Raw genomic sequence first — 16,725 nt, 5'->3', positions numbered from 1 at the left:
CTGGCCACGCTGCAGGCCTTGTCCGGCCGCAGCCACCGGGTGTTGACCGCCGTGGGCGTGCACGACGGCCGGCGCAGCCGCTTTGCGCTCAGCCTGTCCAGCGTGCGCTTTGCAGAGATCCCCGTCGAAGTGCTCAGCCATTACGTGGCCAGTGGCGAGCCGTTTGGCAAGGCCGGCGCCTATGCCATCCAGAGCTCGCTGGCCGGCTGGATCGCGCGCATCGCCGGGAGCTACTCCGGTATCATGGGTTTGCCCCTTTACGAGACAACCCAGCTGCTGCGCCAGGCCCGCGTACGATTCTGACGACGCCGTGCCGGCAGCCGCAGGGTCAGGCCAACAGGCCACCGGCCGCCACGCATGCACGACATCCTGATCAACTGGTCCCCACAAGAGACCCGGGTCGCCATCATCGAAAACGGCGCGGTGCAGGAACTGCACCTGGAGCGCTCGCTGGAACGGGGCCTCGTCGGCAACGTCTACCTTGGCAAGGTCGCCCGCGTGCTGCCCGGCATGCAGAGCGCCTTCATCGACATCGGCCTGGAGCGCGCCGCTTTCCTGCACGTGGCCGACCTGCACAGCAGCGGCCCGCACCACGGCAAGGGCGACAACGGTCGCGGCGACGGGACCAACGCGCCGCCGCTGCCGATCGAGAAGCAGGTCTTCGAAGGCCAGACGCTCACGGTGCAGGTCATCAAGGACCCCATCGGCACCAAGGGCGCGCGGCTGTCCACGCAGATCAGCGTGGCCGGTCGCATGCTGGTCTTCCTGCCGCAGGACAACCACATCGGCATCTCTCAGAAGATCGGCTCGCCCGAAGCGCGTGAGCAGTTGCGCACGCGCATGCAGGCGCTGGTTGGCAAGCCCGAAGAAGGCGGTGGCGGTGGCTTCATCCTCCGCACCAATGCCGAGGAAGCCAGCGACAGCGAGCTGGGCGACGACATTGCCTACCTGCGCAAGACCTGGGGCCTGATCCGCCAGCGCGCGGTGTCCCAGCCGGCCGGCTCGCTGCTGCACCAGGACCTGGGCCTGGCCGAACGCGTGCTGCGCGACCTGGCAACCGAGCAGACGCAGGCCATCCGCATAGATTCGCAGCAGCAGTTCGACCTGCTGAAAGCCTTTGGCACGGCCTACACACCGGCCTCTTCCGCCAAGCTGGAGCACTACCGCGGCGAGCGGCCGATCTTCGACCTGTTCGGCATCGAGGAAGAGATTGCCAAGGCGCTGGCGCGGCGCGTGGACCTGAAGTCCGGCGGCTACCTGATCATCGACCAGACCGAGGCGCTGACCACCGTCGACGTCAACACCGGCGGCTTTGTCGGCGCGCGCAATTTCGACGACACCATCTTCAAGACCAACCTGGAAGCGGCACTCGCCATTGCCCGCCAGCTGCGCCTGCGCAACCTGGGCGGCATCATCATCGTCGACTTCATCGACATGGTGCGCGAGGAGCACCAGAACGCGGTGCTGAGCGAATTCAGGAAGCAGCTGGGGCGCGACCGCACCAAGACCACGGTCAGCGGCTTCACGCAGCTGGGCCTGGTCGAGATGACGCGCAAACGCACCCGCGAATCGCTGGCCCACATGCTGTGCCAGCCATGCCCTACCTGCGCCGGCCGCGGCCAGGTCAAGACAGCGCGCAGCGTCTGCTACGACATCCTGCGCGAGATCCTGCGCGAAGCCCGCCAGTTCGACCCCAAGGAATTCCGCGTGCTCGCCAGCGCCTCGGTGGTCGAGATGCTGCTGGACGAAGAAAGCCAGCACCTGGCCGACCTCTCCGCCTTCATCAAGAAGCCGATCTCGCTGTCCGCCGAGCCGACGATGAACCCGGAGCAGTACGACATCGTCCTGATGTAGCTTGCTGTCCACGAGGGCCGCGCTCGCGGCCCTCGTCGGATGTCAGGCGACTTCGCGTCCCGCGCCGGCCATCCAGATCCGGTACCAATCTTCGGCGCTGAGTTCGAGCTTGGTCGCCGCCATGGCTTCGTCGGCGGCTTCCAGACGGTGTGAGCCGATGACCGGGATGGGTTGGCAGGGCAGGCGCAGCAGCCAGGCCAGGGCCAGCGTGGTGGCGCTGGCGCCGCCCAGGCGTTCCCTCATGTCGGCCAGCACGGCGCGCACGGCCAGCGAGCGTTCGTCGGTGCCGGTGAACAGGCGGCCGCCGGCCAGCGGGGACCAGATCATCGGGCGCAGGCGCAGCTGTTGCAGCTGGTCGAAGCTGCCGTCGTCCAGCGGGTCCAGGTGCAGCGGCGAGCATTCGAGCTGGTTGGTCAGCAGTGGGAAGCGGCTGTTCAGCAGCGCGAACTGCGAGGCGGTGAAATTGGACACACCGAAGTTCAGCACCTTGCCCTCGCTGCGCAGCTGCTCGAAGCAGCGCGCGAGTTCATCGGCGTTCAGCAACAGGTCAGGGCGGTGGATCAGCAGCAGGTCCAGCCTGTCTGTGTGCAAGGCCTTCAGCGAGGCTTCGACGGAAGCGCGCACGTGCGCGGCCGAGCTGTCGTAGGACTTGATCGCGTGGCTGGGCCGGTTCGGCGTGCTCAGCTTGATGCCGCACTTGCTGACCAGCTGCATGCGCTCGCGCAAGCCAGGCGCTGCGGCCAGCGCCTCGCCGAACAATGCCTCGACCTCGTAGCCGCCATAGATGTCGGCATGGTCGAAGCTCGTCAGGCCGCGCGCGATGCAGCCCTCGATCCAGGCCAGGCGCTGCGGCACGTCGAGCTGCCACTCGGACAGGCGCCAGGCGCCGGCGACGATGGGGGAGAGCTTCAGGTCGTTCATGGAGTGCGGTGAAGGGGGTCGTTCTTTCAGCTGCGGAACTGCATGCCGTGCAGCCGCGCGTACAGGCCGCCCTGCGCGAGCAGTTGCTGGTGGCTGCCTTGTTCGACGACGCGGCCACCGTCCATCACGACGATGCGGTCGGCACGCTCGATGGTGGCCAGCCGGTGGGCGATGACCAGCGTGGTGCGGCCCTGCATCAGCCGGTCCAGCGCTTGCTGCACCAGATGCTCGCTTTCGGCATCCAGTGCCGACGTGGCTTCGTCCAGGATCAGGATGGGCGCGTCCTTGTAGATCGCGCGGGCAATCGCCATGCGCTGGCGCTGGCCGCCGGAGAGCTGGCTGCCGTTGTGGCCGATGGGGCTGTCCAGCCCCTGTGGCAGGCTCATCACGAAGTCCAGCAGGTTGGCGCTGCGCAGCGCTTCGCGCACGCGCTCCACGTTGGTCTCTTCGCCCAGCGCCACGTTGTTGGCCACCGTGTCGTTGAACAGCACCACGTCCTGGCTGACCAGCGCGAACTGGCGGCGCAGCGAGCCCACGTCCCATTCGACCAGCGGCACGCCGTCCAGCATCACTCGGCCGCTGTCGGGTTCGACGAAGCGCGGCATCAGGTGCACCAGCGTGGACTTGCCGGCGCCCGAGGGGCCGACCAGTGCCAGCGTTTCGCCGGCGCGGATGTCCAGCGTCACGGCGTCCAGCGCCTGCGGCTGGTCTGGCCGGTAGCGCAGGTTCACGTCTTCCAGCTGCAGGTGGCCGCTGCTGCGCTCGACCTGGTAGCTGCCGCCGGTCTCGGCCGGGCTGTGTTCGATCATGTCCAGCCCGCGCTCCAGGGCGGTCAGGCCACGGGTGATGGGGGCCATCACGTCCGACAGGTGCTTGATCGGCGTGATCAGCATCAGCATCGCGGTGACAAACGAGACGAAGCTGCCGACCGAGGCGCCGCTGGAGCGCGCATGCCACAGCGCCACCACGATCACGCCAGACATCGCGACCGAGGCCAGCACCTGTGTCAGCGGCGTGATGCTGGCGCTGGACGCGACCGACTTCAGCAGCAGGCTGCGCAGGCGCTCGCTGCCCTTCTCGAAGCGCGCGGCCTCGATCCTGGCCGCACCGTGCATGCGCACGATGCGCCAGGCCAGCACGTTTTCCTCGACCACGTAGGCGAGTTCGTCGGTGGCGGTGGCACTGGCCTTGCTGAGCTTGCGCAGCCGCGCGCCCACGCTGCGCATGACCCAGGCGACGGCGGGCAGCAGCACCGAGACCAGGAGCGTCAATTGCCAGTTCAAATACATCAGGTAGCCGAACAGGCCGATCAATGTCAGCGAGTCCTTCACCATCGTGTTCATGCCGTTCATCATCTGCTGCGCGCCGGCCTGCACTTCATGAACGAGGGTGTTGGTCAGGCTGCTGGCGCTGCGGCTGCCAAACAGCGCGGGCGCGGCCTTCATCAGGTGGTCGAACATGGCGGTGCGCAGCGACAGCACGCCGCGGTTGGCGGCCCAGGCCAGCGAATACTGCGAGATGAAGCCGGACACGCCACGCAGCACGAACAGGCCGATCACCACCACCGGCACCTGCCACAGCGGCAGTGCGCCTTCCTTGAAGCCGCGGTCGATCAGCGGCTTCATCAAGGCAGCGGTCATTGGTTCTGTGGAAGCCACGAGCACCGAGGCCACGATGGAGATGGCCCAGGCCCCGCGGCCACCCTTGAAGTGGGGAGCCAGGCGGCGCAGGCGCTGAAAGAAGGAAGGGGTCATGTTCTGTGAGAGCGACCTGGAGCGGGCCCGGCAGCGATTATCGTTGTTGCTCTGCCTACAATGCGCCGCAGCCCACAATTGACGCCGGCATGGAACTTGTTGCGCGTTTTTGGAATCGAGCCCTCTACGCATGTGGAACAGACGTAATGCTTTGGGCGCGCTAGGCGCCCTCGGAACCACGGCCGCTTTGCCGGCCCTGGCCCAATTTCGAGTCGAGATCGCCGGCATCGGGGCGACCCAGCTGCCGATTGCGCTGCTGCGCTTCCGCGACGAGGAGAACAGTTCGCAGCCCATCTCGCCGGTGATCCGGGCCGACCTGGAGCGCAGCGGCCTGTTCCGCTTCGTTGACGGTGCGGCCCAGCACGACGAAACCGGCAGCCCGTCCTTCAACGACCTGCGTGGCCGCGGCGCGGATGCGCTGGTCGCCGGCTCGGTCGCCCGGCTGGCCGACGGCCGCTTCGACGTGCGCTACAAGCTGTGGGACGTGGTCAAGGGCAGCGACCTGGGTGGCCAGAGCCTGGCCGTGCCTGCCCCCGACCTGCGGCTGGCGGCTCACCGCATTGCCGATGCGATCTACGAGAAGCTCACCGGCGAGAAAGGCGTGTTCGCGACCCGCATCGCCTACGTGACCAAGGGCGGTGGCCGCTACGCGCTGCGCGTGGCCGATGCCGACGGCGAAGGCGGCCAGGTCGCGGTCACCAGCGGCGAGCCCATCATTTCGCCAGCCTGGTCGCCCAACGGCAAGGAACTGGCCTACGTCTCGTTCGAGTCGCACAAGCCGGTGGTCTATGTGCAGGACACCTCGACCGGGGCGCGCCGCCAAGTCGCCAACTTCCGGGGCTCGAACAGCGCACCGGCCTGGTCGCCGGACGGCCAGACGCTGGCAGTGACGCTGTCGCGCGAAGGCGGTTCGCAGATCTTCCTGATGCCGCGCGAAGGCGGCACGCCGCGCCGCGTGACGCAGAGCAGCGCCATCGACACCGAGCCGGCCTTCACGCCGGACGGCAGCGCGCTGTACTTCGTCAGCGACCGCGGCGGCTCGCCGCAGATCTACCGCCAGCCGGTCAATGGCGGCAATGCCGAGCGCGTGACCTTCAACGGCAGCTACAACATCAGCCCGGCCATCAGCCCTGACGGCAAGACGCTGGCCTTTGTGCAGCGCCAGGGCGGCAGCACCTTCAAGGTCATGACCATGGACCTGGCCAGCGGCAACCTGACAACCGTCAGCGACACCAGCGATGACGAAAGCCCGAGCTTCTCGCCCAACGGCCGCTTCCTGATCTACGCCACCCGCACGCGTGGCCAGGAAGTGCTGATGACTTCCACATTGGATGGCAAGATCAGGACCCGCCTGCTCACCAGCGGGCAAGACATTCGCGAACCGGTCTGGGGCCCCTTCGGCCGCTGAGCACAAAGCCCAGTCTTCGCGAGCCAACGCTGCACCACAAGCTGCATCACTTACAACAAGGAGTCTTCCATGTCCCAGTCCCTGTCCTTTTCGCCCATTCAACGCGCCGGCCTGGGCGCCATGCTGGCAACCACGCTGCTGGCCGCTGGTTGCGCCTCCAGCGTGAAGCTGGACGACACGCCGGTCGAGACCCGCACCCCGAAAGCGGTCGACAGCCAGCCGCCCGCGCAAACTTCGCAGAGCGGCGTCAACACGGTGGACCTGAACAAGAACGACCTGGGCGCTTCGGCCGTCGGCAAGGTCGTGTACTTCGACTTCGACAGCTTTGTCGTCAAGGAAGAGTTCCGCTCGGTGCTGGAAGGCAATGCCAAGATGCTGAATGCCAGCAAGCAACGCAAGCTGACCATCGAAGGCCATACCGATGAGCGCGGTGGCCGTGAATACAACCTGGCGCTGGGCCAGAAGCGCGCCGAGGCGGTGCAGAAGTCGCTGGCGCTGCTGGGCGTGGCCGACGGGCAGATGGAATCGGTCAGCTATGGTGAGGAGCGTCCGGCCGTGCAGGGCAGCGACGAAGCCGCCTGGGCCAAGAACCGCCGCGCCGAGCTGAAGGACCGCTGAAACCATGACCCGCTGGCTGAAATTCCTGCCTGCCGCCCTGGCGCTGTCCGGCCTGTGGCTGTCGGCAGTGCCGGCCCATGCGGGCGTGTTTGACGACGACGAGGCCCGCAAGGCCATCCTGGACCTGCGCAGCAAGCAGGCCCAGACCGAAACAATGCTCCGCACCCGGCTGCAGGAGCTGGCCGACCAGGTCCAGCAACTGCAGCGAGGCCTGCTGGACCTGAACAGCCAGAACGAGCAGCTGCGCGCCGAGATGGCGCGCATGCGCGGCCAGGAAGAGCAGATGCTGCGCGACCTGTCCGAAGTCCAGCGCAAGCAGAAGGACATCCAGGTCGGCGTGGACGAGCGCATGAGGAAGTTCGAGCCGCAGCCGGTCTCGGTCGACGGCAAGGACTTCAGCGCCGATCCGGAAGAGAAGAAGCTTTACGACGACGCGATGGCCAGCCTGCGCAACGGTGACTTCGACAAGGCGGCTGTCGGTCTGCAGAGCCTGATGAAGCGCTACCCGTCCAGCGGCTACACCGACTCGGCGCGCTACTGGCTGGGCAATGCGCAATACGGCCTGCGCCAGTACAAGGACGCGATCGTCACCTTCAAGGCCTTCCTGGCTGGTGCGCCAGAGCATGTGCGCGCGCCAGAAGGCTGGCTGGCCGTGGCCAACTGCCAGGCCGAGATGAAGGACAACAAGTCCGCCAAGCGCACGCTGGAAGACCTGATCAAGCAATTCCCGAAATCCGAAGCAGCTCAGGCTGCCAAGGAGCGTCTCGTCTCCCTGAAATAGCCCACCCCCTACGCGCTGACGCGCGCCCCCTCGAGGGGGCGCCGCTGGCGGACCGGCAGAGCCGGATCCGCGGCGGTCGCTGGGTTTCGGTTGTGGTTTGGCACGGATCCTAAAATCGCGGCCATGCAGCAAATCGACATCCCGGCCCTGACCCACCAGGTGCTGTGGGCCACGTTCATCCTGTCGGTGGCCTTTGGTGCGCTGGCGCAGCGCAGCCATTTCTGCACCATGGGCGCGGTGGCCGATGTGTTCCACATGGGCGACTGGACCCGCGCCCGCATGTGGGTGATGGCGATTGCCACCGCGATGATGGGCTTTGGCCTGCTGGCCGGCTTCGGCTTGATCGACCCTGCGCGAGCGCTCTACACCGCGCCGCGGCTGCTGTGGCTGTCCACGCTGGTCGGCGGCGCGCTGTTCGGCTTCGGCATGGTGCTGGCTTCGGGTTGCGGCAACAAGACGCTGGTGCGCATTGGCGGCGGCAACCTGAAGTCGCTGGTCGTGTTTTTCGTGATGGCCTTCGCCGCGCTCGCCGCGCTGCGTGGCATCACCGGTGTGCTGCGCGTCAACACGCTGGACAAGCTGGCCGTCACGCTGCCGGTTGGCCAGGACCTGCCGGCGCTGCTAGGCCCCAGCTTTGGTGCCACGCGGCAGGCGCTGGGTCTGGTGCTGGGCCTTGCCGTCGGTTCGCTGCTGTGGCTGTGGGTGCTGCTGAAGCCCGAAGGGCGCGCGCCGTCCGCGGTGCTGGCAGGGGCCGGCATCGGCCTGCTGGTCGCAGCGATGTGGTGGGTCTCCGGCCACCTTGGCTTCATTGCCGAACACCCCGATACGCTGGAGCCGACCTACCTCGCTTCGTCGACGCGTGGCATGGAGTCCTTCAGCTTCGTGAACCCGATGGCTGCGGTGGTGGACTGGCTGACGATGTACAGCGACGCCAGCAAGGTGCTGACGATGGCAGTGGTGATGCCCATCGGCGTGGTCGTCGGCTCGGCCGCCGTCGCGCTCGCGACGCGCACTTTCCGCTGGGAAAGCTTCGGTGGCGTGGAAGACATGGCCAACCACCTCGTCGGCGCGCTGCTGATGGGCACTGGCGGCATCCTGGCGCTGGGCTGCACCGTGGGGCAGGGCCTGAGTGGCCTGTCCACCTTGTCGGTTGGCAGCGTGCTGGCGACTGCCGCCATCGTGGCTGGCGCCTGGGCTGCCTTGCACTACCAGAGCTGGCGCGTGGAGCGCATGGGATGAACGGGCTCACCGATCCCCTGGAAGCCGACCTGGAGCGGCGCTTCGGCGGCCTGCGGCGGCTGTATGGCGACGCGGGCTACCAACGGCTGCGCGGGCTGCGGCTGGCCATCGTGGGCGTGGGCGGCGTTGGTTCCTGGGCTGCCGAGGCGCTGGCGCGCTGCGGCGTGGCCGAGTTGGTGCTGATCGACCTGGACCAGGTGGCCGAGTCCAACATCAACCGGCAGGTGCAGGCAGTGGGCGCCACCGTGGGCCAGGCCAAGGTGCAGGCCCTGGCCGAGCGCATTGCCGACATCCATCCCGGTTGCCGGGTGCGCCAGGTCGAGGAATTTGCCGAGCCTGGCAACTGGCCGGCGCTGTTGCCAGGCCCCATCGACGGGCTGATCGACGCCTGCGACCAGGTCAAGGCCAAGGCGATGCTGGCGGCCTGGGCGCTGGCGCAACGCGTGCCCATGGTCTGCAGCGGCGCGGCCGGTGGCAAGCGGCAGCCGCACCGGCTGGAAGTGGAGGACTTGTCCGCCGTCACGCATGACCCGCTGCTGGCCTCGCTGCGCAACCGGCTGCGGCGCGAGCATGGCGCGCCTCGGCAGGGCCGCATCGGCCTGCGCTGCGTGTTTTCGCGTGAACCGGTGCTGATGCCGGAGGCGGCCGAAGCCTGCGAGGTGGATGGCAGCCTGAACTGTGCCGGGTATGGCTCGTCGGTGATGGTGACGGCCAGCGTGGGCATGGCGGCGGCGGCGGAGCTGGTGGCCTTGTGCCTGGCTGCGCCGGCGCAAAATGCGATTGATGGTGCAAAACCGTTGCAAGCCGTCAAAAGCATGCCATAATAGATGGCTCTGCCGGGGGTTGTTAGCTCAGTCGGTAGAGCAGCGGACTTTTAATCCGTTGGTCGTGGGTTCGAATCCCGCACAACCCACCAGATGATTTCAGAAGGTGCCTGGTTTTCCAACTTGTTGGGAGCCAGGCATTGCTTGGGGCTCTTAGCTCAGTTGGTAGAGCAGCGGACTCTTAATCCGTAGGTCGAGTGTTCGAGTCACTCAGGGCCCACCAAGTTTTTCTTCTGTCGTCGCAGACCCCCAGGGCTCTTAGCTCAGTTGGTAGAGCAGCGGACTCTTAATCCGTAGGTCGAGTGTTCGAGTCACTCAGGGCCCACCAAAATTAAGATTGAAAACAAGCACCCAGGTCAAAAGCCTGGGTGCTTTTTTCTTGGCCGTTTGCCTTTGCCGCTGGCACGGTTCTGGCGTGGTCATGGCGTTGCTCCCAGTGGTGCCGGTAGGTGCTTTCCGGGGAGAATCCGCTGTTTGCCATGTTGCTGCCGCCCCGCGTATCCCTGCGGGTTTCAGGTGTCGACCGGCATCGATGCGAACCGCCATCTTTTCTAGCTTGACATGACCACTTCTACTTCTGTTCCCATGGCCGGGCCGGCCGACGTGCCCTCCGGCCAGCGCTGGAACTGGCTGCCGCGCCAAGGCAGCTGGGGCTATCACGCACTGCTGCTGACACTGGGCATCCTGGTGCTGGGCCCGCTGGGTGGCGTCACAGCCTCCTACATGAATTTCTCGCTCGGCTTTTTCGTCGGCGGCCAGGTGCTGGCCGGCCTGCTGGGCTCGGTGGTCACGTTGGGCTACGGCTCCGACGGCAAGCACGGTGCCAACTTCATCCAGACGGCGGCCGCCTCGGTCGCCGGCATGAGCGCGATGGGCGTGCTGATCCAGGCCATGGTGTGGATGGGCATGCCGCAGCCACCGGTCTGGCAGTTGATGCTCTACATGCTGTGCATCGGCATGCTGGGCGCAGGCGTGGGCATGCTCTACACGCCCATTCTGGTCGACAAGCTGCAGCTGCCGTACCCCTCGGGTTTCGCGGTGGCCAACATCCTGCGTGCGCTGACCGACCCGGTGCTGCTGCGCCGCTCGGTGGCCAAGCTGGGCAGCGGCATCGGCTTCGGCCTGGCTGGCGGCGTGGCCGCGGCCAAGGTGGCCTTCATGGGCACCATCGAGCTGTCCACCTCCACGCTGGGCGCGGGCATGCTGGTCGGTGCGCGCATCGGCATCCCGGCCATCATCGCCGGTGGCATCGGCTGGGCGCTGGTGCCGTACTTCGTCTCCATCGGCTGGCTGCACGAAGGCGACCCGTTCCGCAAGATCATGTTCCTGATCGCGCTGGGCACCATCATGGGCGCGGCCATCATCGACCTGAGCCTGATCTTCTGGCAGGCCTGGCAGCGCCTGACCGGCAGGACCGCGGCGCCGACGGCGACCGTCGAATCCTGGAAGCGCGTGGACAGCAAGCGCATGTTCATGTGGGTTGGCTTCTGGGCCGTGGCCACCGTGGGTGTCGGCCACTATGTGCTGAACCAGCCGGTCTTCTACCTCGTGTTCGCGGTGCTGCTGGTGTTCCTGTTCGCGATGGTCAACGGCATCTCGCAAGGCATCAGCGACTCGAACCCGATCTCGTCGGCCTTCGTCGTCTCCATCGTGATGATGGCGGCCATCGGCTTGAAGGACCCGGCCATCGGCCTGATGGCCGGCACGGTGTTGCTGGTCTCGGTCAGCGTGGCCGGCGACATGCAGCAGGACCGTTCCACCGGCGCGCGCCTGGGCACCAGCCGCACGCTGCAGTTCCGCTACCAGGTCGCGGGCATCTTCGTCGGCGCGGTCGTCGCGGTGGGTTTTGCCAAGCTGTTCATGGCCGCCTACCCGGTGCTGCTGCTGGACCAGACGGTGATGAAGGCCGGCGAGCAGCCGGCCGAATGGAGCGCGGCGATGACCTACAAGTTCGTCGGCGTGCTGCGCAGCCTGACGGACGACAAGCCTTACCAGCGCACGGCGATCTGGGTTGGCGTGGGCATCGGCTTTGCGGTCGAACTCGCGCGCAAGCTGATCAAGCGCAACGCTGGCTACCAGCGCTTCGTTGCTTCCGGCAAGCCAGGCTTCTGCACTGACTTCGTGTTGGACGCGGTGGTGCTGCCTTCCCCCTATGCGTGGTCCTTCGGTGGCTTCGTGAACCTGAACACCTCCGCCTGGTTCGCCATTGGCGGCGTGATCTCCAGCTTCCTGAATTCGCTGCCCAAGCCAAAGCCCAAGCCGGGCGAAACCGAGCTGCCGGAGGACATGAGCTCTTCGTCGCTGTTCGGCGGCGGCCTCATTGCCGGTGACGCACTCGCCGCGCTGGGCCTGGGCGTGATCGGCCTGCTGGCCACATTGGCGGGTTGAACCCGATGACCAAGCTCTATGGCATTCCGAACTGCGACACGGTCAAGCGCGCCCGCGCCTGGCTGGCCGAGCAGGGCGTGGCGGTCGAGTTCCACGACTTCAAGAAGCAGGGCGTGCTGGCCGAACGTGTGCCGGCCTGGCAGGCTGCTGTTGGCTGGCAGCCGCTGGTGAACCGCCAGGGCACGACCTGGCGCAAGCTGGCGCCCGAAGTGCAGGCCGCGGTGGTGGATGCGGCCAGCGCGCAGGCGCTGATGCTGGCCGAGCCCAGCGTCGTGAAGCGCCCGGTGGTCGAGTGGCCGAATGGCCGCATCACGGTCGGTTTTGTGCCGGCCGACTGGGCACCGCTGGCTTCAGCCGCCCTCGGCTGAAGCGCTGCAGCCCTGGCGCTGCGTTATCGCTTGGCCGCGCCGATCACCAGGCTGATCGGCAGCGTCGGGTCTGACCAGGCCTGCGCCTCTTCACGCAGCAGGTGCAGCGTGCGCGGATGCAGGTTGGCCCACTCGGCACCGGTCTGCAGCGTGACCTTGTCGGCCTTGCGTTGCAACTGCAGCGATTGCGGCGTCGGTTCGTCGCCGCCGCGGGCGTGGCACAGGATCACCGCCAGCCGCAGGCTCAGCAGTTGCAGCACTGCATCGCCGCGGCGGATCAGCTCGTCCACCTTCTTCAGCCCGCCGCGCTGGCCCAGCACCAGCTCGGCCAGCTGGCGTTGCTCGCTTTGCGACCAGCCTGGCGCGTCCACATGCGCCAGCAGGTAGGCGCTGTGGCGGTGGTGGTCATGGTGCGAGACCATGCGGCCCAGCTCGTGCAGTTGGGCCGCACGGCGCAAGGCGGTCAGGGCCTGTTCGTCGGGCTGCGCCGCCAGTTGCGAGTACAGCTCGGTGGCCACGTCGGTGACGCGGGCGGCCTGCGCGGTGTCGACTTCAAAACGCTTTTGCAGCACGCGCACGCTGTCGGCGTGGGCGTCCCCGCCCGGGGCGCGTTCGTGCGCCAGCAAACGGTCGTGCAGGTCGACGATCACGCCCTGGCGCAGCGCGCCCTTGGCGGGCAGCAGCGCGTCAATCTGGAAATGCATGGCCAGCGTGTAGAGGATGGCCAGCCCACCGCCGATCACCGGCTTGCGGTCCGCCTTCATGCCTGGCAGGTTCAGCTTGTCGGCGCTGCCGGCTTCGATGCAGCGCTGCATCAGCCAGCGCAGGCCGTCGGGCGTGATGCGGCCATCGGTCACGCCGCAGTCCCGCAGCACTTCCGAAACCGCGCCCGCGGTGCCCGAAGAGCCCAGCGCCTCTTTCCACAGCGAACGGGCAAACGGCTGCAGTGCCTCTTCGAACTCGGCACCAGCCGCGATCTGCGCGGCACGGAAGGCCTCGGCGCTGAAGCGGCCGTCGGCGAAATAGCGCATCGACAGGCTGACGCTGCCCACCTGGAACGACTCCGCGCGGCTGGGTGTGCGGCCGCAGCCGAGGATCATCTCGGTCGAGCGGCCACCAATGTCGATCACCAGCCGCTCGGCATGCGAAGGCTGCAGCTTGGCCACGCCGGCATAGATCAGCCGTGCTTCTTCGCGGCCCGAGATGACTTCGATCGGAAAGCCCAGCGCTTCCTGGGCGCGGCGCAGGAAGGCGTCGCGGTTGCGGGCTTCGCGCAGGGTTTGCGTGGCGACCGCGCGCACCTGGCCTGGCCGCATGCCGGAGAGGGTGCCGGCGAAGCGGCGCAGGCAGGCCAGGCCACGTTCGCTGGCTTCTTCGGTCAGCAGGCCCTGCGCATCCAGGCCGGCGCCCAGGCGCACGGTTTCCTTCAGGTATTGCAGCCGGCGGTAACGGCCATCGCGCAATTGCCCGATCTCCAGGCGGAAGCTGTTGGAGCCCATGTCGATGGACGCGAGCGGGCCCGAGGCGGGCGGTTGGGCAAAAGACGCGGCGAGAGGCATGGGGCGGCATTGTGCCCCGTGGTGGCTGGCGGCTTGGTGAAGCAGGCACTGCGTCTGGACGATGACCGGGCGGGACGCGGGAGATGGGCCTGGCTTTTAGAATCTCATATCCTGATCACAGCGAGAGGAGGCCGCTCATGAAGCACACGTCATTGCCGGACACCGCGCCGGATGCCATGGTGAATCAATTGGCGGACGATGCCCAGGCCTTGCTGCCGCCGGCCGCGCCGCCTTCGCGCCGCGAGTTCGTGCGCGCCGCGTTGGGAACAGGCTTTGCCGCCGCAGCCATGCCCATCATGGCGCAGACGGTGATCAAGACCTCGAGCGACGGCCTGCTGGTCGGTGAGGTGACGATCCCGGTCGGCGACTTCAAGATGCCGGCCTACCGCGCGGTGCCGCAGGGCAAGACCAACGCCCCGGTGATCCTGGTGATCAGCGAGATCTTCGGCGTGCATGAGCACATTGCCGACGTTGCGCGGCGCTTTGCGAAGCTGGGCTACTGCGCGATTGCGCCCGAGCTGTTCGTGCGCCAGGGTGACCCGGGCAGCTACGGCGAGATCGCCAAGCTGATCAGCGAGGTCGTCGCCAAGGTGCCGGACGCGCAGGTCATGGGCGACCTGGACGCCACCGTCGCCTGGGCCAAGGCGCAGGGCATGGACACCAGCAAGCTGGGCATCACCGGCTTTTGCTGGGGCGGCCGCATCACCTGGCTGTACGCCGCGCACAACCCGGCGGTGAAGGCGGGCGTGGCCTGGTATGGCCGACTGGTGGGCGAGCCGAATGCGCTGTCGCCGAAGAACCCGGTGGACCTGGTGGGCGAGCTGAAGGCGCCGGTGCTGGGCCTGTACGGCGGCAAGGACACCGGCATCACGCTTGACACGGTTGATACGATGAAAAAGGCGTTGGCCAGTGGCAGCCCTGCGGCGAAACAGTCCGAGTTCGTGGTCTACCCCGAAGCCGGCCATGCCTTCAATGCGGACTACCGGGCCAGCTACCTGAAGTCTGCCGCCGACGATGGCTGGCAGCGCTGCAGCGCCTGGTTCCGCAGCCACGGCGTGGCCTGAGTCCTTTCGCAGCAGTCTTCGCATCCTTGCCGGCTTCCAGCCGCGTCCCTCCCGGGCGCGGCTTTGTTTTTGTCTGACCCATGACGCTGTTCTACATTGTGATGTCCACGCTAATCGGCGGCGTGCTGTCGGTGGTCGTGGCTGCTTCGCTGACCTTTGCCGTGCTGAGCAAGCTGGTCAAGCACCTGGTCAGCCTGTCGGCCGGTGTGCTGTTGGGCACCGCGCTGCTGCACGTCATGCCGGAGGCCTTCGAGGGCGGCAAGGCCGAGCCGCACACGCTGTTCGCGGTGCTGCTGGGCGGGTTGCTGTTCTTCTTCCTGCTGGAGAAGGCCGAGCTGTACCGGCACGATCATCACCACGAAGGTGACGGGCACCACCACCACCATCATTTCGATGCCGAACGGGCCGGCCGCGGCGGCTTCAGCGTGCTGCTGGGCGACAGCATCCACAACTTCTGCGATGGCGTGATCATTGCCGCCGCTTTCCTGGCCGACCCGCACCTGGGGCTGACCACCTCGATCGCCATCATCCTGCACGAGATCCCGCAGGAAGTCGGCGACACCATCGTGCTGATCAACGCCGGGCTGAGCCGCAAGCGTGCGCTGTTCTACAACGCGCTGTCCGGCCTCGCGGCCGTGGTCGGTGGCGTGCTGGGCTACTACGTGGTGGGCGCGTGGATCGGCGTGATGCCGTACCTGATGGTGGCCGCGTCCAGCAGCTTCATCTACGTGGCCGTGGCCGACCTACTGCCGCAGATGCAAAAGCGCCTGCCCTGGCGCGACCTGGTGTCGCAGATTGTCTGGATCGGCGCCGGCCTGCTCTTGGTCTCATTCGCCATCAGCTTCATGCACGATTGAATGGGGCACCCGGTCTCGCGAGTACGCAAGACCACCCGCCGGGCGGGTTGGCGCAGCCGCTTGGGGCGGCCCGGCGCCGCTGCGCTGTTGGCGCAACAAGCCACGTGGCTGACGCTGCTACCCGCGAACGGCGGCCTTGGTGCAATTCATTTGACGACGAGCACCGGGATCTTGCAGTGCGTCAAGACCTTCTGCGTCTCGCTGCCCAGCAGCAGCGCGCTGACGCCGCGGCGGCCGTGGGAGGCCATCACGATCAGGTCGCAGCCCTTGTCCTTGGCCAGGTCGACGATGGCTTCCCAGGCGTGCACGGCTTCGACGGTGAAGGCGGTGCAGGGCACGCCAGCGGCGGCTGCGGCGTCGGTCACGACCTTGACGCGGGCGGCAGCAATGCGCTCCTGCGCGTCATAGAACTCCTGCGGCGGCACCGGCTGCATTTCGCTGATGGCGCTGTAGGGGAAGGGCTCCTTGACGCTGATGGTGGTCAGCTTGGCGCCCAGCGTGCGGGCCAGCGTGGTGGCGGCCAGGACGGCCTGGGCGGTGATGTCGGAACCGTCTGTGGGGACCAGGATATGTTGGTACATGCTGCACTCCTTCTGGCGAGCTGGCGACCCGTGGGTCGGGTGCCGACAGTGTGGCCCTGCCTCGTGGCAAGGGCTTGATCTGCCTCAAGCCCAACAGGGGCAAACGGAGTGCCGCCTGTTTCAACTCCTGGCGACAGGCCGGGCCGGGTCGGCTGACCACTCGCTCCACGAGCCAGGGTAGAGGGCCGAGCCGTTCATGCCGGCATGTTCCAGCGCCAGCAGGTTGTGGCAGGCGGTGACGCCGGAGCCGCACTGGTTCACCACCTGCCCGGGTTTCAGGCCCATGGCTTCGAAGGTGGCGCGCAGCGCCGCCGCCGGCAGGAAGCGGCCATCCGAGCCCAGGTTGTCCTTGAAGAAGCGGTTCAGTGCACCAGGGATGTGGCCCGCCACGGCGTCCAGCGGTTCGGTCTCGCCGCGGAAGCGTTCGCCGGCCCGCGCGTCCAGCACTGTGACCCGGCCGAGCTGGCGCAGCAGCGTGTCGGCCTGCACGGTCGGCATCGTCGTGTCGC

At 67.2% G+C, this 16,725-nt stretch carries 16 protein-coding genes and 3 tRNA genes; 14 read left to right on the top strand and 5 right to left on the bottom strand.

Features of this window, described 5'->3' with window-relative positions:
* Together FKP22_RS05610 and rng are read left to right on the top strand one after the other, a co-directional pair.
* Nucleotides 1–303, top strand: a 303-nt coding sequence (locus tag FKP22_RS05610; protein ID WP_211361311.1) for a Maf family protein, incomplete at its 5' end; no start/stop codon positions are given.
* A gap of 54 nt (nt 304–357) precedes the next feature.
* On the top strand, nt 358–1,854 hold the full coding sequence (rng, locus tag FKP22_RS05605) for a ribonuclease G (RefSeq protein WP_141285991.1): 1,497 nt from the start codon (nt 358–360) through the stop codon (nt 1,852–1,854).
* Nucleotides 1,855–1,896: 42 nt separating this feature from the next.
* Here rng and FKP22_RS05600 read toward each other — a convergent pair whose 3' ends face one another.
* Both FKP22_RS05600 and msbA read right to left on the bottom strand, forming a co-directional pair.
* A complete protein-coding gene (locus FKP22_RS05600) occupies nt 1,897–2,775 on the bottom strand; it encodes an aldo/keto reductase (RefSeq protein WP_141285989.1) in 879 nt (292 codons plus the stop codon).
* A gap of 26 nt (nt 2,776–2,801) precedes the next feature.
* Nucleotides 2,802–4,529, bottom strand: a complete 1,728-nt coding sequence (gene msbA / locus FKP22_RS05595) for a lipid A export permease/ATP-binding protein MsbA (RefSeq protein ID WP_141285988.1) — start codon at nt 4,527–4,529, stop codon at nt 2,802–2,804.
* 130 nt (nt 4,530–4,659) lie between these two features.
* On the opposite strand from msbA, the gene tolB reads away from it, so the two are divergent.
* From tolB to FKP22_RS05545, 10 genes are all read left to right on the top strand, one after another.
* Complete coding sequence (tolB, locus tag FKP22_RS05590; protein ID WP_141285985.1) at nt 4,660–5,937, top strand: Tol-Pal system beta propeller repeat protein TolB; 1,278 nt, start codon at nt 4,660–4,662, stop codon at nt 5,935–5,937.
* A gap of 69 nt (nt 5,938–6,006) precedes the next feature.
* Nucleotides 6,007–6,555, top strand: a complete 549-nt coding sequence (gene pal, locus FKP22_RS05585; protein WP_375140561.1) for a peptidoglycan-associated lipoprotein Pal — start codon at nt 6,007–6,009, stop codon at nt 6,553–6,555.
* A 4-nt stretch (nt 6,556–6,559) separates the two neighbouring features.
* Nucleotides 6,560–7,336 (top strand): tol-pal system protein YbgF, encoded by a 777-nt coding sequence (ybgF, locus tag FKP22_RS05580; RefSeq protein WP_211361310.1) that lies wholly within the window; start codon nt 6,560–6,562, stop codon nt 7,334–7,336.
* A gap of 123 nt (nt 7,337–7,459) precedes the next feature.
* Nucleotides 7,460–8,575 carry a YeeE/YedE family protein gene (locus FKP22_RS05575; protein ID WP_141285983.1) on the top strand — a complete coding sequence of 372 codons (1,116 nt, stop codon included), beginning with the start codon at nt 7,460–7,462 and terminating at the stop codon, nt 8,573–8,575.
* Nucleotides 8,572–9,399 (top strand): tRNA threonylcarbamoyladenosine dehydratase, encoded by an 828-nt coding sequence (locus FKP22_RS05570; RefSeq protein WP_141285981.1) that lies wholly within the window; start codon nt 8,572–8,574, stop codon nt 9,397–9,399. Before FKP22_RS05575 ends, FKP22_RS05570 begins: the two co-directional genes overlap by 4 nt.
* 16 nt (nt 9,400–9,415) lie before the next feature.
* Nucleotides 9,416–9,491: transfer RNA gene (locus FKP22_RS05565), tRNA-Lys, on the top strand.
* Nucleotides 9,492–9,546: 55 nt separating this feature from the next.
* Nucleotides 9,547–9,622: transfer RNA gene (locus tag FKP22_RS05560), tRNA-Lys, on the top strand.
* A gap of 29 nt (nt 9,623–9,651) precedes the next feature.
* A tRNA-Lys gene (locus FKP22_RS05555) sits at nt 9,652–9,727 on the top strand.
* A gap of 233 nt (nt 9,728–9,960) precedes the next feature.
* Nucleotides 9,961–11,787, top strand: a complete 1,827-nt coding sequence (locus FKP22_RS05550; protein WP_141285979.1) for an OPT/YSL family transporter — start codon at nt 9,961–9,963, stop codon at nt 11,785–11,787.
* A gap of 5 nt (nt 11,788–11,792) precedes the next feature.
* The gene (locus FKP22_RS05545) at nt 11,793–12,155 is read left to right on the top strand and encodes an arsenate reductase (protein ID WP_141285977.1); all 363 of its coding nucleotides are present in this window, start codon (nt 11,793–11,795) and stop codon (nt 12,153–12,155) included.
* A gap of 23 nt (nt 12,156–12,178) precedes the next feature.
* Here FKP22_RS05545 and FKP22_RS05540 read toward each other — a convergent pair whose 3' ends face one another.
* Nucleotides 12,179–13,714 carry a Ppx/GppA phosphatase family protein gene (locus FKP22_RS05540; RefSeq protein ID WP_141285975.1) on the bottom strand — a complete coding sequence of 512 codons (1,536 nt, stop codon included), beginning with the start codon at nt 13,712–13,714 and terminating at the stop codon, nt 12,179–12,181.
* Nucleotides 13,715–13,890: 176 nt separating this feature from the next.
* On the opposite strand from FKP22_RS05540, the gene FKP22_RS05535 reads away from it, so the two are divergent.
* Both FKP22_RS05535 and FKP22_RS05530 read left to right on the top strand, forming a co-directional pair.
* Nucleotides 13,891–14,778: a dienelactone hydrolase family protein gene (locus FKP22_RS05535; protein ID WP_141285993.1), complete on the top strand. Its 888-nt coding sequence runs from the start codon at nt 13,891–13,893 to the stop codon at nt 14,776–14,778.
* Between the two features lie 80 nt (nt 14,779–14,858).
* Entirely contained in the window at nt 14,859–15,635 is a 777-nt protein-coding gene (locus FKP22_RS05530) for a ZIP family metal transporter (RefSeq protein ID WP_141285973.1), read from the top strand.
* 146 nt (nt 15,636–15,781) lie between these two features.
* Here the strand turns inward: FKP22_RS05530 and FKP22_RS05525 are convergent, their stop codons facing one another.
* Nucleotides 15,782–16,216 carry a universal stress protein gene (locus tag FKP22_RS05525; RefSeq protein WP_141285971.1) on the bottom strand — a complete coding sequence of 145 codons (435 nt, stop codon included), beginning with the start codon at nt 16,214–16,216 and terminating at the stop codon, nt 15,782–15,784.
* Nucleotides 16,217–16,336: 120 nt separating this feature from the next.
* A partial coding sequence (locus FKP22_RS05520) for a sulfurtransferase (RefSeq protein ID WP_259372425.1) occupies nt 16,337–16,725 on the bottom strand: 389 nt, incomplete at its 5' end.

It is taken from the genome of Ideonella azotifigens, assembly GCF_006519715.1.
Lineage (GTDB): Bacteria > Pseudomonadota > Gammaproteobacteria > Burkholderiales > Burkholderiaceae_C > Ideonella > Ideonella azotifigens.
This window is presented reverse-complemented; position numbering and strand designations above follow the sequence as displayed.

What these genes read in the sequence shown, in the direction of transcription:
- FKP22_RS05535 (WP_141285993.1), top strand. Translation starts at nt 13,891, where the DNA reads ATGGTGAATCAATTGGCGGACGATGCCCAGGCCTTGCTGCCGCCGGCC.
- pal (WP_375140561.1), top strand. Translation starts at nt 6,007, where the DNA reads ATGTCCCAGTCCCTGTCCTTTTCGCCCATTCAACGCGCCGGCCTGGGC.
- rng (WP_141285991.1), top strand. Translation starts at nt 358, where the DNA reads ATGCACGACATCCTGATCAACTGGTCCCCACAAGAGACCCGGGTCGCC.
- FKP22_RS05550 (WP_141285979.1), top strand. Translation starts at nt 9,961, where the DNA reads ATGACCACTTCTACTTCTGTTCCCATGGCCGGGCCGGCCGACGTGCCC.
- FKP22_RS05540 (WP_141285975.1), bottom strand. Translation starts at nt 13,714, where the DNA reads ATGCCTCTCGCCGCGTCTTTTGCCCAACCGCCCGCCTCGGGCCCGCTC.
- tolB (WP_141285985.1), top strand. Translation starts at nt 4,660, where the DNA reads ATGTGGAACAGACGTAATGCTTTGGGCGCGCTAGGCGCCCTCGGAACC.
- FKP22_RS05530 (WP_141285973.1), top strand. Translation starts at nt 14,859, where the DNA reads ATGACGCTGTTCTACATTGTGATGTCCACGCTAATCGGCGGCGTGCTG.
- FKP22_RS05570 (WP_141285981.1), top strand. Translation starts at nt 8,572, where the DNA reads ATGAACGGGCTCACCGATCCCCTGGAAGCCGACCTGGAGCGGCGCTTC.
- msbA (WP_141285988.1), bottom strand. Translation starts at nt 4,529, where the DNA reads ATGACCCCTTCCTTCTTTCAGCGCCTGCGCCGCCTGGCTCCCCACTTC.
- FKP22_RS05525 (WP_141285971.1), bottom strand. Translation starts at nt 16,216, where the DNA reads ATGTACCAACATATCCTGGTCCCCACAGACGGTTCCGACATCACCGCC.
- FKP22_RS05575 (WP_141285983.1), top strand. Translation starts at nt 7,460, where the DNA reads ATGCAGCAAATCGACATCCCGGCCCTGACCCACCAGGTGCTGTGGGCC.
- FKP22_RS05545 (WP_141285977.1), top strand. Translation starts at nt 11,793, where the DNA reads ATGACCAAGCTCTATGGCATTCCGAACTGCGACACGGTCAAGCGCGCC.
- ybgF (WP_211361310.1), top strand. Translation starts at nt 6,560, where the DNA reads ATGACCCGCTGGCTGAAATTCCTGCCTGCCGCCCTGGCGCTGTCCGGC.
- FKP22_RS05600 (WP_141285989.1), bottom strand. Translation starts at nt 2,775, where the DNA reads ATGAACGACCTGAAGCTCTCCCCCATCGTCGCCGGCGCCTGGCGCCTG.